Consider the following 12,923-nt stretch of genomic DNA (forward strand, 5'->3'; position numbering starts at 1 on the left):
GTTCCATCGAGGTGAAGCGAAACGGCCGCACCCGCGGCCGTTTTCACGTCTGCACGTCGGCGGCTTTGCCAGGCTTGCGATCCAATCGCCCCTCGATGTTCCGCAATGGATAATCTGTTCGGTAGCCACAGCTGGCTCTACATCATCCTGGTCGGGTTCGTGGTCGGCCTGCTGGCCCGCTTCATCACCCCGCACAACGCGCGCATCGGCTGCCTGCTGACCATCGTGCTGGGCATCGCCGGTGCCGTGCTGGCCGGCTGGTTTGGGCGCTACATGGGTTGGTACGCGGCTGGCGAGCCGGCCGGCTTCATCGGCGCCCTGATCGGCGCGGTGGTCATCCTGGGGCTGACCAGCCTGTTCTCCCGGCCGCGGCGCTGACGCCTGCGCGGAGATCCATCAGGCCACCATCAGCTGACCAAGCAGATGCGCCGTGCTCGATCGGCAAGCGCCCATCACCCCGCGGCAGCGGCCTGGCACGCCTGACTCCGGGCGAAAGCTTCTTCGCTGAAGTATCGGAAGATGAAGCTTTACCGGTGAAATGTGGCGGGTCGCGCAAAGCAGACTCCGCCAACCAGCCTGGCCCGGGGCCAGCACGCGACCTGATGGACCTGACGTCCTTCGATCCAACGCCAGAAAAGCTGAGGGGAGCGGCAGCATGCCGTAGGGTGGATGACGCTCCTCCATCCACCACGCCGGGAACGCCGAGGAACCGGGCACCTGCAGCAGCGGTACAGCGACCAATCGTCGCGGCCAGCGAGGCAGGAAGCCAAGCGCCTCAAGGCAGCGCAGGAGGCCCTGACCGAGGCAAGACCAGCTACCGGCCAAACAAGCGCTGTCCTCCTGAGGTGGTGAATGCACCGGCGTTGCACCACGCCATTCAAGTCGAGATGGCATCAAGAAAAAGGCCCGCATCGCTGCGGGCCTTGGCTCATCTCGGGCTTGGATCAACGGATGGCGGCGATGACGCGCCGCACCCGGCTACTCAGTTGCTGCGGCCGTAAACGTCCTCGAAGCGCACGATGTCGTCTTCGCCCAGATAGCTGCCGGACTGCACTTCGATCAGCTCCAGCGGCACCTTGCCCGGGTTCTCCAGGCGGTGGGTCACGCCCAGCGGGATGTAGGTGCTCTGGTTCTCCGACAGCAGCAAGGTGTCATCGCCGCGGGTGACCTTGGCCGTGCCGCTGACCACGATCCAGTGCTCGGCACGATGGTGGTGCATCTGCAGGCTCAGCGACGCGCCGGGGTTGACGGTGATGCGCTTGACCTGGAAGCGCGCGCCCATGTCGATGGAGTCGTAGGCACCCCAGGGGCGATACACCTTACGGTGCAGGGCCGCCTGCGAGCGCTGGTCGTGCTTGAGCTGGGCCACGACTTTCTTGACCTCCTGCACGCGGTCCTTCTTGGCGACCAGGATGGCGTCGTCGGTCTCCACAACCACCACGTCCTCCACGCCCACCAGGGCCACCAGGCCTTCGGCGTGGACGTAGTTGTTGCGGCTCTCCACCGAGATCACATCGCCCACGCAGACATTGCCGTTGGCGTCGTGGTCGGCCACGTCGTACAGCGCCGACCAGGAGCCGACATCGTTCCAGCCCACGTCGATCGGCAGCACCTTGGCATCGGCGGTCTTTTCCATCACCGCGTAGTCGATCGAATCGGACGGCGAGGCGGCAAACGCCGCCTTGTCCAGGCGGATGAAATCGCCATCGCGCGTGCCTGCGGACAGCGCCTGCTTGACCGCCTCGACCATCGCCGGCTGGAACTTCTGCAGTTCCTCGATATAGCGGCTGGCCTTGAACAGGAACATGCCGCTGTTCCAGTAATAGCCGCCTTCGGCCAGGTACTGGGCCGCGGTCTGCGCGTCGGGCTTCTCGACGAAGCGCTGCACCGGCACCACGCCATGGCCGGCGCCGGCCTGGATGTAACCGAAGCCGGTTTCCGGGGCGTCGGGCACCACGCCGAAGGTCACCAGCGCGCCCGCCTCGGCGGCGGCGCTGGCCGACTCCACCGCGTTGCGGAAGGCTTCGGCATTGGCGATGACGTGATCCGACGGCAGCACCAGCAGCAGCGGATCGGTGCCGCCTTCCAGCGCGCACAGGGCCGCGGCGGCGATGGCCGGCGCGGTGTTCTTGGCCACCGGCTCCAGCAGGATCTTCGGCGTCGGCGCCTTGATCTGGCGCAGCTGCTCGGCCACCAGGAAACGGTGGTCTTCGTTGGCCACCACGATCGGCGCCAGCGAGGTCAGCGGCTCGACCCGCTTCCAGGTGGTCTGCACCATGGTGTCGTCGCTTCCCAGGGGCAGGAACTGCTTGGGATAGGCCTCGCGCGACAGCGGCCACAGGCGGGTGCCGGAACCACCGGAAAGCAGAACGGGCTGCAGCTCGGACATAGGGGCTCGATCCTGAAATGGGGGCCACGGAGTGTACCCTTAACATTTGCAGCGCCAGATGAAAGCAGTCCTGATGACCGTACCTGTTCATGATCTCCTCGCGCGCCAGAGGCAGCGCCTGGCCTGGGCCCGCGCGGCGCTGCAGGATCCCGACGCCGCACTGACCTCGATCACCCCCGATGCGGGCGCGCGCAGCTATTGGCGCACCCAGGGCCATGGCCCGGACCACATCGTCATGGATGCCCCGCCCGGCCTGGAGGACCTGCTGCCCTGGCTGAAGGTGCGCGACCTGCTGCACGCCCACGGCGTGCGCGTCCCCGAGGTGCGCGCCCGGGACATCGTCCAGGGCTTCCTGCTGCTGGAGGACCTGGGTGCACCGACCCTGGCGCAGACCGCGACCGAGGACAACGCCGATGCCTGGTTCGAGGCGGCGATCGATCAGTTGATCCGCCTGCAGGCGATCCCGGTGCCCGAGGGCTACGGGCAGTTCGGCCAAGCGCTCCTGCAGCGCGATGCCGGCCTGTTCGAGGAATGGTTCCTCGTCCGCCACCTGGGCCTGACCCTGGATTGCGCGCAGGCCGAGGGCCTGCAGCTGGTGCAGCGACGGCTGATGGACAACGTGCTGGCGCAGCCGCAGGTGCTGACCCACCGCGACTACATGCCGCGCAACCTGATGCCGGTGCTGCCTGGGCCGGCGGTGCTGGATTTCCAGGACTGCGTGCGCGGCCCGGTGGCCTACGACCCGGTCAGCATGTTCAAGGACGCCTTTTTGAGCTGGCCGCTGGCGCGGGTCGATGGCTGGCTGGCGGTCTATCACCAGCGCGCCCTGGCCGCCGGCGTCCCGGTGCCGCCCTGGCCCGTGTTCTGGCGCGATGCGGACTGGATGGGGGTGCAGCGCCACCTGAAGATCCTGGGCATCTTCTGCCGCCTGCATTACCGCGATGGCAAGTCGCATTACCTGCCGGACCTGCCGCGTTTCATCGGCTATCTGGATGAGGTGGTGCCGCGCCATCCGGAGCTGGCCCCGTTGGGTGCGCTGCTGGACCAGGTGATCCGCCCGGTCATGGCGGGCAAGGATCCGCTGTGAAAGCGCTGATCTTCGCCGCCGGCCTGGGCGAGCGCATGCGCCCGCTCACCGACCACACCCCCAAGCCCTTGCTCGAGGTGGGCGGCAAACCGCTGATCGCGTGGCACCTGGAGAAGCTGGCGGCCCTGGGCGTGCGCGAGGTGGTGGTCAACACCAGCTGGCTGGCCGAGCGCTTCGAACCGGCGCTGGGCGACGGTGCGCGCTGGGGCCTGCGCCTGCAGTTCCGTTACGAAGGCCCCACCCCGCTGGAAACCGGCGGCGGCATGTTGAACGCCCTGTCCTTGCTGGGCGACGCGCCGTTCCTGGCGATCAACGGCGACATCTGGAGCGACTACGATCTTGCCCGGCTGCCACAGGCACCGGCCGGGCTGGCGCACCTGGTGCTGGTGGACAACCCGGAGCACCACCCGGCAGGCGACTTCCACTTGCGCGCCGATGGCCGCCTCGACACCGCAGGTCAGCCACGCCTGACCTTCGCCGGCATCGGCGTGTACTCGCCGGATCTGCTGCGGGACTGGCAGACCGTGGAAGCCGAGTACCCCGGCGCCCGCCACGACCCGCCGCGCTTCCGCCTGGCGCCCCTGCTGCGGGCGGCGATGCAACATGGCCAGGTCACCGGCGAGCATCACCCGGGCCACTGGACCGATGTCGGCACCCCGCAGCGTCTGCAATCCCTGGACCAGCAGCTCCGCGCCGGCGCCTGAGCGCCATCGCGCGGTCAGGCTTCAGCGTGGCCCCAGCACCTGCCGCAGGAACGGCACCGTGACCCGGCGCTGGGCCGCCAGCGAGGCCCGGTCCAGCTGATCCAGCAGCCGGACCAGGTGCTCCAGCTCGCGCCCGGTGCGGCTGAGCAACCAGTCGATCGCCGCCGGCTCCAGCACCAGCCCGCGACGCTGGGCGCGGTCGCGCAGGACCTCGGCACGGCCGGCATCGTCCAGCACCGGCAGCGCGGCGCGCGCGCACTGCTGCAGGCGCGAGCGCAGGTCCGGCAACACCAGGCCGATCTCGTGCGGCAGGTCCACGGCCGTGTACAGCACGCCGATGCCCGCGGCACGCGCGCGGTTGTGGAAATCGAACAGCGCGATCTCATCGGCGCGCTCGCCGGCAATGGCTTCCAGCCCGTCCAGTGCGACCAGGTCGAAAGACTCCTGCCCTTCCAGCAGCTGCGCCAGGTGTCCCCGCGCGGCCATCAGCGGCACGTAGCTGGCCGCACGCCCGGCCTGCTGCGCGACCGCGCAGGTGGCCAGGGCCAGGTGGGTCTTGCCGGTGCCGTGCGCACCGGCCAGGTACAGCCAGTCGGCCTCCGCCGCCAAGGCCAGGGCGCGCAGCTGCGCCAGCAGCCCTTCCGGCGGCGCGATAAAGGTCTCCAGGCGCTGGTCCGGCGTGGAGCGCAGGGCCAGCGGCAACTGCGGGATGCTCACGCCTGCGGCGGCTCCTGGCCGGGAACGGGCGCCTGCGCGGCTGCGTCCTTGTCCAGATATGGGTCCAGCAGGATGGTCGGATGTCCGCCCGAGTACAGTTGGCTGGCGGTGTAGCGCTGGTGCGCGTAGCGCAGCAGCACGTTCACCACCGCCGCCATCGGCAGCGCCAGCAACATGCCCAGGAAGCCGAACAGCTGGCCGCCGGCAAGCACCGCGAAGATCACCGCCACCGGATGCAGGCCGATGCGGTCGCCCACCAGCTTGGGCGTCAGCCAGTAGCTCTCGATTACCTGGCCGATGCCGAACACCACCAGCACCAGCGCCACGTGCTTGAAATCGCCGTACTGCATCAGCGCGGCCACCACGCCCATCAGCACGCCACTGGCCGGCCCCAGGTACGGCACGAAGGTCAGCAGGCCGGCGATCAGTCCGATCAGGATGCCCAGGTCCAGGCCCACGCCCCACAGGCCCACGCCATACATCACGCCCAGGATCACCATGACCAGGAACTGGCCGCGCAGGAACCCGCCCAGCACATAGCTGGACTCGCTGGCCAGCTGGGTGACCGTGGCCACGTAGGCGCGCGGGATGGCCAGGGACACCCGCCCCACCATCAGGTCCCAGTCGCGCAGGAAGAAGAAGGTGATCACCGGGATCAGCACGATGTTGGCCACCCAGCCGAACAGGGCGAAGCCCGAGCGCGAGATGTAGGCCAGCACCGTGGTCGCCATGCCGCCGGCGCGCTCCCAGTTGCTGCGCACCAGCTCCATGATGTGCGGCAGGTCCAGGTAGTCGGAGATCTTCACCCCGACCCGGCGCTCCACCCAGGGAATGGCCGTGCCCAGCAACCAGTCGCGGTAGCGCGGGGTCTGCTCGACCAGGGTGCGGATCTGCTCCTCGATGGCCGGCACCAGGATCAGCATCAGCACCACCACCAGCACCACCATCAGGATGAACACCAGGATCACGCCGGTATTGCGCGACAGGCCGCGTTCTTCCAGCCGATCGACCAGCGGGTCGCCCATCCAGCCCAGCAGCAGCGACACCGCAAACGGGGTGAGCACCGGCGACAGCAGCCAGACCAGCCACAGCACGCCCAGCGCAATGGCGACCCACTGCAGGCGGCGCAGGAACAGGGCAATTTCCAGCTGCGGATTTTCGATCATGGGGGTCTTCAGTGGAGGGGGTCAGGATCAGCGCAGGTAGAACACCGGAGGCTGGCCCAGCACCGGTTCACCGCCCTCGGCCACGATCGGCCCGTCGCCCAGCAGGCGCTGGAAGCCGGTCAGGCCGCTGAGCAGGTCCAGGTCGGCCTCCAGGGTATCGGGCGTGGCCCGGGCCGGCGCAATGCGGCGGACCACGGTCATGCCCTGCAGCGCGGCCGACAGGCGCAGATAGTCCTGGTTGCTGCGGATGCCGCGGAAGACCACCCGGTACGTGCCGGGGGTGCCGGTCTGGCTGGCCTTGGCGTAACGCTTGACCAGGGCGTCGGCGGCGCCATCGGCACCACTGGCGATGGCCCGGCGCGCGTCCGGGTTCTCCACCGACCACTTGGCCAGCTCACGACCGCTGTCCACGAAGATCCAGTCGGCCTTCCAGCCGCCGGCATTGCGGTAGATCTTGCCCACCAGCTGCATCGGCGGGCTGTAGCGCGAGGACGCCTGCGCCACGGCGGCGCTGTCCTGGCGCCAGATCGCCCCGGCCAGGGCCTGCTCGGCGGCCGTGCCGGTCGGCAGGCCCAGGCGATAGCCGCGCTGGATCGCCTGGTCCAGCAGCGGGCGCACCGCGTTGGACTGCTGCAGGCCGACCAGGCGCGGGCCGCTGCCGTCGTCGATAGCCACCCACACTACCGGCTTGGGCCGCGGGTCGGGCCAGACCGGAAGGCCCAGCACGCCGGCCAGCATATCCACGTCGGAGGGACGGAAGCGCACGATCAAGGTGGTGCGGAAGGTCGGCGCGCCCATCGCCGAAGTGCCCTGATCCTGGCGGTAGTCGTAGCTCTCCACGTACTCGGCGGCCTTGCGCAGTTCGGCGCCCACGCCGGGCCGGCCGGTCACGCTGCGATCGCCGCTGAGCTTGGACAGCACCGCCGCCAGGGCCCGGGCGAAGCCGGTCTGACGCTGGTCATCGCCCTGGCCGCTGACTGCGACCTCGGCCTGGTAGAGCCCCTGCGCACCGGCGCGGTCGCCCTCGGTCCTGGGCTCGTCCTGCGCCCATACCGGCGCGGCGATCAGCAGCAAGAAGGCGGCAGCGATACTGAAAAGGCGATGCATCAGGCAGTCCTGGTCCCATGAACCGGTGGGATTGTCGTCGGGATTGTCCACGGCTGCCAGTTTTCGCCATTCAGGCAAGCGCCCGGCCGGCCGCTTCCCTTAAAATGCGCGGCTTCCCGTTTCTCCGGCGAGCCCTCGTGACCCAGCCTACTTCCCTCACCTACCGTGATGCCGGTGTCGACATCGACGCAGGCAATGCCCTCGTCGAACGCATCAAGCCGCTGGTCAAGCGCAGCTTCCGTCCCGAGGTGATGGGCGGCCTGGGCGGGTTCGGTGCGTTGTTCAACCTGTCGGGCAAGTATCGCGAGCCGGTGCTCGTCTCCGGCACCGACGGCGTGGGCACCAAGCTCAAGCTGGCCCAGCAGCTGGGCCGCCACGACACCATCGGCATCGACCTGGTCGCCATGTGCGTCAACGATGTCCTGGTGCAGGGCGCCGAGCCGCTGTTCTTCCTGGACTACTTCGCCACCGGCAAGCTGGACATCGACATCGCCGCGGCGGTGGTCGGCGGCATCGCCCGCGGCTGCGAGGAGTCGGGCTGCGCGCTGATCGGCGGCGAGACCGCCGAGATGCCGGACATGTATCCGCCGGGTGAGTACGACCTGGCCGGGTTCTGCGTGGCGGGCGTGGAGAAGTCCGAGCTGCTGGACGGCTCGGCCGTGGCCGAGGGCGATGTGCTGATCGGCATCGCCTCCAGCGGCCCGCATTCCAACGGCTACTCGCTGATCCGCAAGATCTATGAGCGCGCCGGCAGCCCGGCCGACCACGAGCTGGGGGGCGGGGTGAAGCTGGTCGACGCGCTGATGGCGCCCACCGCGCTGTACGTCAAGCCGGTGCTGGAGCTGCTGGGCAAGCACCGCCAGGCGATCCACGGCATGGCCCACATCACCGGCGGCGGCCTGACCGAGAACATCATCCGCGTGGTCCCCGAAGGCCTGGGCCTGACCCTGCGCGCCGGCGCCTGGCCGCAGCCGCCGGTGTTCGCCTGGCTGCAGCAGCAGGGCCAGGTGGCCGATGCGGAGATGTGGCGCACCTTCAACTGCGGCATCGGCTTCGTGCTGGTGATCCCGGCCGATGCGGTGCACGCCATCGGCCAGAGCCTGGACGGCCTGGGCCTGGCGCACTGGCAGATCGGTGAGGTGGTCGCCGCCTCCGGCGACGAACGCGTCCACATCGACTGAGTCGGAAAGATCACCCGTGGACGTGATCCCCGCCCCGCCGGCCAGCGCCGAGGACCTGCAGCAGCTGCGGCTGCTGTCGATCTTCCACTACATCCTGGCCGCCATCACCGGTCTGTTCTCGCTGTTTCCGGTGATCCATCTGGTGATCGGCCTGGCCATGGTCAACGGGCACATGCCCGTGCCGCCGGACCAGCCCGGTGCGCCTTCGCCCGAACTGTTTGGCTGGTTTTTCGTGGCCTTCGCCGGGGTCTTCATCGTCTGCGGGCTGACGCTGGCCGGCTTCATCGCCTACGCCGGCCGCTGCCTGGCCCGGCATCGCCGCCATACCCTGTGCCTGGTGGTGGCCGGACTGTCCTGCATGATGATGCCCTTCGGCACGGTGCTGGGGGTGTTCACGCTGATCGTGCTGCTGCGCCCGCAGGTCAGGCAGCTGTTCACCGCCACCCCCGCGGCCGCGGCGTGATCGCCGCCTCCCTGTCACCGAACGGGGCCGACGCATGAGCCTGCGCATCGCCGTGCTGGCCTCCGGACGGGGTAGCAACCTGCGCGCGATCCTCGATGCCATCGCCGATGGCCGCCTGGATGCGCAGGTCGTCGGGGTCTTCAGCGACAAGCCGGCGGCAGCGGCCCTGGAGATGGTCGATGCCGGGCGGCGCTGGGCGATGGACGCCAGGGCGCTGGGCGACCGGGCGGCCTTCGATGCGGCCATGGGCGATGCCGTTGCGGCCAGTGCCCCGGACTGGATCGTCTGCGCCGGCTACATGCGGATCCTCGGGCCGGCCTTCGTCGCGCGCTTCCGTGGCCGGCTGATCAACATCCACCCCTCACTGCTGCCGCGCCACCGCGGCCTGCACACCCATGCCCGCGCGTTGCAGGCCGGCGATGCCGAGCACGGCGCCAGCGTGCATTTCGTCATCCCGGAACTGGATGCCGGCACCGTCATCGCCCAGGTGCGCCTACCGGTCCGCCAGGACGACACCCCGGACACCCTGGCCGAGCGGCTGCTGCCGCTGGAGCACCGCCTGCTCTGCGCGGTGCTGGCGCTGGCCGCTCACGCCGCCTTGTCTGAACAGGATGGTACGGTCCTGCTGGATGGTCAGGCGGTATTTAAGCCGCTGCTCCTAGATTCCTCCTCGGACACCGACTGCCTGCTCACCCAATGAACCGCACCCTCTCCGGCCTGCTGGCGTTCGCAGCCCTGGCAATGCCGGGCGGCGCGGCTTGGGCGCTGGAGCCGTTCAGTGCCACCTACGAGGCCTACTACAAGGGCAGGCTGGCCGGCGATGCCAGCATGCGCGTGAGCGATGCCAACCCGCAGTACTGGCAGATCAACCTGGATCTGCACGGCAATCGCGGGGTGGCGGGCCTGCTGGCGCTGAACATCGACCAGAGCACCGCGTTCTCGGTGGAAGGCGACGGCCATTTCCGGCCGTTGAGCCAGGCCACCACCCAGCGCGCGGTGTTTCGCAGCAAGCGCGCCGTCGGCATGTACGACTGGCGTACCCGCAAGGCGACCTGGACCGGCGACCTGGACGAAAAGCGCCTGGCGCCCATCGACCTGGAGCCGCGCGACCAGAGCGCCCTGCTGATGAACCTGGCGGTGATCCGCGATGCCGAGCCTGGCAAATCGCTCAGCTACCGTGTGGTCGACTTGGGCCGCGTGCGCCAGTACGACTACACCGTGGCCACCGAGCGCGAAATCGTCGAGGTCGACGGCCTGAGCTACAACGCCATGCGCGTGTCGCGCACCAACGGCGGCGACAAGCAAACGGTGTTCTGGATCGCAGAAGGCGTTCCCACCCCCATCCGGATCCTCCAACGCAAGGACGGCCAGGACGACGTCGACCTGCGCCTGATCCAGTACCAAGGAGTGCAATGATGAAATCCAAGCTTTCCCGGCTGTGTACCCCGCTGGCCGCCACCGCGCTGTCGCTGACGCTGGCCGCCCCGGCCATGGCGCTGGAGCCGTTCAACGCCGCCTACCAGGCCTCGGCCATGGGCATGACCGGCGACGGCCAGATGAGCCTGAGCAAGCAGGACGGCGGCCAGTGGCAGTACAAGCTGACCATCCGCAATCAGCTGGTGGATCTGAGCCAGAGCACGGTGTTCGACGAGCAGGGCGGCAGGCTGCGCCCCCTGTCCAGCGATGACAGCTCGCGCATGCTGGTCAAGCAGAAGACGGTCAAGACCAACTTCGACTGGGCCAAGAAGCAGGCGACCTGGAGCGGCGACGTCAAGCCCGACCGCGCCGGACCGGTGCCGCTGCAGGCAGGCGACATGGACGCGCTGCTGGTCAACCTGGCGATCGCCCGCGACGTCAAGGACGGCAAGCCGCTGAACTACCGCATGGTCGAGGGTGGCAAGGTCCGGCCGATGACCTACAAGGTCCTGGGCAAGGAAGAAGTCACCGTCAACGGCAAGGCGCTGCAGGCGACCAAGGTCAGCCGGGTCGATGGCAAGAAGGAGATGGTCGTGTGGGTGGTGCCCAACATGCCGGTGCCGGTGCGCATGCTGCAGCGTGAGAACGGCGCCGATTCGATCGACCTGCGCATCAAGTCGGTGAACTAAGCCAACACATGCGAGATCAAGGTCCGGCAGGCGCCGGACCTCGTTTGACCGGGCGCGCTTTCAGCTCGGATTTCCTTCCGCGATGCGGCCCTCACGGGCTGCATCGCCTTTGTGGGGGTGACTTGAGCCGCGAGGAGGACTTGCCGGTAAAGCCCCTTCGCCGATGAATCGGCTCCCACAAAAAAAGCACAGCGACCGGTCGCTTCATCGTGCGCTGTGGGGGCGGCTTCAGTCGCAAAAGGGATTTACCGGTAAAGCCCCTTAGCCGATGGAATCCACTCCCACAACTGCGGTCGGCAGCCATTCGCTGAACATCTCCAAGCGCAGCCGCCGATGCCGCGAGCGAGCCCCCACCCGATGCGGCCTTACTTGGCCTTGGACTGACCCTCCTCGGGCTTGTCCACCGGCTTGGTCTCAAACGAGGTGCGGCAATCCACGCGGATCTCCTTGCCGTCCTTGCGCCAATAGAAGGTCGAGCACTCGCGCGGCCCTTCCTGGCTCTTGCGCACGCTGACCGCGTAATAGGACTGCAGGATCTCCTCCTGCGTCACCGCGCCGTCGCCGTTCCAGTCCATGTCCTTGGATTCGATGCCGCTCAGGCCCGCGGCCTTGATCCAGGCCATCCAGCCCACCGCGAGCAGGACCAGCACGACGACCACCAACAGGCCGCGGCGGCGGCGCGAGAAGCTGCCCTTCTTCGAGGAGATCAACATCAGGACACCCTGCGGATGACGGCACCCAGGCCGGAGAGCTTTTCTTCGATGTTCTCGTAGCCGCGGTCCAGGTGGTAGATGCGGTCGATGGTGGTCTCACCCTGGGCCACCAGCCCGGCCAGGATCAGCGAAGCCGAGGCGCGCAGGTCGGTGGCCATCACCGGCGCGCCGCTCAGGCCCTGGCTGCCTCGCACGATGGCGGTGTGCCCTTCCACGCGGATGTCCGCGCCCAGGCGCAGCAGCTCGTTGACGTGCATGAAGCGGTTTTCGAAGATCGTCTCGTTGATCACGCCCACGCCATCGGCCACGCAGTTGAGCGCCATGAACTGCGCCTGCATGTCGGTCGGAAACGCCGGGTATGGCGCGGTGGTCAGATCCACCGCCTTGGGCCGCCTGCCCTGCATGTCCAGGGTGATGCTGTCGTCCGTGGTCTCGATGCTGGCGCCGGCTTCCTTGAGCTTTTCCAGCACCGCTTCCAGGGTGTCAGGACGCGCGCGACGCGCAGTGATCTTGCCGCCGGTCATGGCCGCGGCCACCAGGAAGGTGCCGGTCTCGATGCGGTCGGGGACCACGGCGTGGCGGCCGCCGCCCAGGCGCTCCACGCCATGGATGACGATGCGCGAGGTGCCCGCCCCCTCGATGCGCGCACCCAGGGCGTTGAGGCATTCGGCCAGGTCGGTGACTTCCGGCTCCATCGCCGCGTTCTCCAGCACCGTGGTGCCTTCGGCCAGCACGGCGGCGGCCATCACGTTCTCGGTGCCGGTGACGGTGACCATGTCGAACACGAAGCGTGCGCCCTTCAGGCGCGCGGCGCGGGCCTTGATGTAGCCGTTCTCCACCGTGATGTGCGCGCCCAGGGCCTGCAGGCCCTTGATGTGCTGGTCCACCGGACGCGAGCCGATGGCGCAGCCGCCGGGCAGGGACACCACCGCCGCGCCGTGGCGGGCCACCAGCGGGCCCAGCACCAGGATCGAGGCGCGCATGGTGCGCACCAGCTCGTAAGGGGCGACGAAGCGATCCACCGTGGTCGGGTCGATGGTGATGCTGCGGCCCTGGGCCAGGGTGCCCTCGTCGATGCTGACCCCTGCGCCGATCTCGCCCAGCAGCTTCACCGTGGTCGCCACGTCGTGCAGGTTGGGGACGTTGGTGATTTCCACCGGCGCATCGGCCAGCAATGTGGCACACAGGATCGGCAGCACGGCGTTCTTGGCGCCGGAGATGGAGACCTCGCCCTGGAGGGTCTTTCCGCCGGTGACGATGATTTTCTGCATGGGAAGCAAAGGTCCTGGAT

General features: G+C 68.5%; 14 protein-coding genes. 8 read left to right on the forward strand and 6 right to left on the reverse strand.

From position 1 onward, the window contains the following. Positions 1-105: 105 nt before the first annotated feature. Positions 106-378: a GlsB/YeaQ/YmgE family stress response membrane protein gene (locus EPA99_RS01945; RefSeq protein WP_129469497.1), complete on the forward strand. Its 273-nt coding sequence runs from the start codon at positions 106-108 to the stop codon at positions 376-378. 604 nt (positions 379-982) lie between these two features. On the opposite strand, the gene EPA99_RS01950 is transcribed toward EPA99_RS01945, so the two are convergent. Continuing rightward, positions 983-2,389, reverse strand: coding sequence for a mannose-1-phosphate guanylyltransferase/mannose-6-phosphate isomerase (locus EPA99_RS01950; protein WP_129469498.1), 1,407 nt, complete (start codon positions 2,387-2,389; stop codon positions 983-985). Between the two features lie 73 nt (positions 2,390-2,462). On the opposite strand from EPA99_RS01950, the gene EPA99_RS01955 reads away from it, so the two are divergent. Both EPA99_RS01955 and murU read left to right on the forward strand, forming a co-directional pair. Beyond that, positions 2,463-3,476 carry an aminoglycoside phosphotransferase family protein gene (locus EPA99_RS01955; RefSeq protein ID WP_129469499.1) on the forward strand — a complete coding sequence of 338 codons (1,014 nt, stop codon included), beginning with the start codon at positions 2,463-2,465 and terminating at the stop codon, positions 3,474-3,476. Further along, on the forward strand, positions 3,473-4,180 hold the full coding sequence (gene murU / locus EPA99_RS01960; protein WP_129469500.1) for an N-acetylmuramate alpha-1-phosphate uridylyltransferase MurU: 708 nt from the start codon (positions 3,473-3,475) through the stop codon (positions 4,178-4,180). Before EPA99_RS01955 ends, murU begins: the two co-directional genes overlap by 4 nt. A gap of 21 nt (positions 4,181-4,201) precedes the next feature. On the opposite strand, the gene hda is transcribed toward murU, so the two are convergent. The 3 genes from hda to EPA99_RS01975 are packed head-to-tail and all read right to left on the reverse strand — an operon-like array spanning position 4,202 to position 7,170. Then, positions 4,202-4,897 carry a DnaA regulatory inactivator Hda gene (hda, locus tag EPA99_RS01965; protein WP_129469501.1) on the reverse strand — a complete coding sequence of 232 codons (696 nt, stop codon included), beginning with the start codon at positions 4,895-4,897 and terminating at the stop codon, positions 4,202-4,204. Continuing rightward, the gene (locus EPA99_RS01970; RefSeq protein ID WP_129469502.1) at positions 4,894-6,063 is read right to left on the reverse strand and encodes an AI-2E family transporter; all 1,170 of its coding nucleotides are present in this window, start codon (positions 6,061-6,063) and stop codon (positions 4,894-4,896) included. Before EPA99_RS01970 ends, hda begins: the two co-directional genes overlap by 4 nt. A 27-nt stretch (positions 6,064-6,090) precedes the next feature. Further along, positions 6,091-7,170, reverse strand: coding sequence for a DUF2066 domain-containing protein (locus tag EPA99_RS01975; RefSeq protein ID WP_129469503.1), 1,080 nt, complete (start codon positions 7,168-7,170; stop codon positions 6,091-6,093). 104 nt (positions 7,171-7,274) lie between these two features. Between EPA99_RS01975 and purM the strand changes: the two genes are divergently transcribed. The 5 genes from purM to EPA99_RS02000 are packed head-to-tail and all read left to right on the forward strand — an operon-like array spanning position 7,275 to position 10,919. Further along, positions 7,275-8,351 carry a phosphoribosylformylglycinamidine cyclo-ligase gene (purM, locus tag EPA99_RS01980; RefSeq protein ID WP_129469504.1) on the forward strand — a complete coding sequence of 359 codons (1,077 nt, stop codon included), beginning with the start codon at positions 7,275-7,277 and terminating at the stop codon, positions 8,349-8,351. 16 nt (positions 8,352-8,367) lie between these two features. Beyond that, positions 8,368-8,814 (forward strand): hypothetical protein, encoded by a 447-nt coding sequence (locus EPA99_RS01985; protein WP_129469505.1) that lies wholly within the window; start codon positions 8,368-8,370, stop codon positions 8,812-8,814. Positions 8,815-8,848: 34 nt separating this feature from the next. Beyond that, entirely contained in the window at positions 8,849-9,514 is a 666-nt protein-coding gene (gene purN, locus EPA99_RS01990) for a phosphoribosylglycinamide formyltransferase (protein ID WP_129469506.1), read from the forward strand. After that, positions 9,511-10,230, forward strand: coding sequence for a DUF3108 domain-containing protein (locus EPA99_RS01995; protein ID WP_129469507.1), 720 nt, complete (start codon positions 9,511-9,513; stop codon positions 10,228-10,230). The genes purN and EPA99_RS01995 overlap by 4 nt, the downstream gene beginning before the upstream one ends. Beyond that, the gene (locus tag EPA99_RS02000) at positions 10,230-10,919 is read left to right on the forward strand and encodes a DUF3108 domain-containing protein (protein ID WP_129469508.1); all 690 of its coding nucleotides are present in this window, start codon (positions 10,230-10,232) and stop codon (positions 10,917-10,919) included. The genes EPA99_RS01995 and EPA99_RS02000 overlap by 1 nt, the downstream gene beginning before the upstream one ends. A 365-nt stretch (positions 10,920-11,284) precedes the next feature. Here EPA99_RS02000 and EPA99_RS02005 read toward each other — a convergent pair whose 3' ends face one another. Both EPA99_RS02005 and murA read right to left on the reverse strand, forming a co-directional pair. Further along, positions 11,285-11,632, reverse strand: a complete 348-nt coding sequence (locus EPA99_RS02005) for an EF-hand domain-containing protein (protein ID WP_129469509.1) — start codon at positions 11,630-11,632, stop codon at positions 11,285-11,287. Next, positions 11,632-12,903: a UDP-N-acetylglucosamine 1-carboxyvinyltransferase gene (gene murA, locus EPA99_RS02010; RefSeq protein ID WP_129469510.1), complete on the reverse strand. Its 1,272-nt coding sequence runs from the start codon at positions 12,901-12,903 to the stop codon at positions 11,632-11,634. The genes EPA99_RS02005 and murA overlap by 1 nt, the downstream gene beginning before the upstream one ends. Positions 12,904-12,923: the final 20 nt, after the last annotated feature.

This window comes from Pseudoxanthomonas composti (assembly GCF_004122095.1).
GTDB lineage: Bacteria > Pseudomonadota > Gammaproteobacteria > Xanthomonadales > Xanthomonadaceae > Pseudoxanthomonas_A > Pseudoxanthomonas_A composti.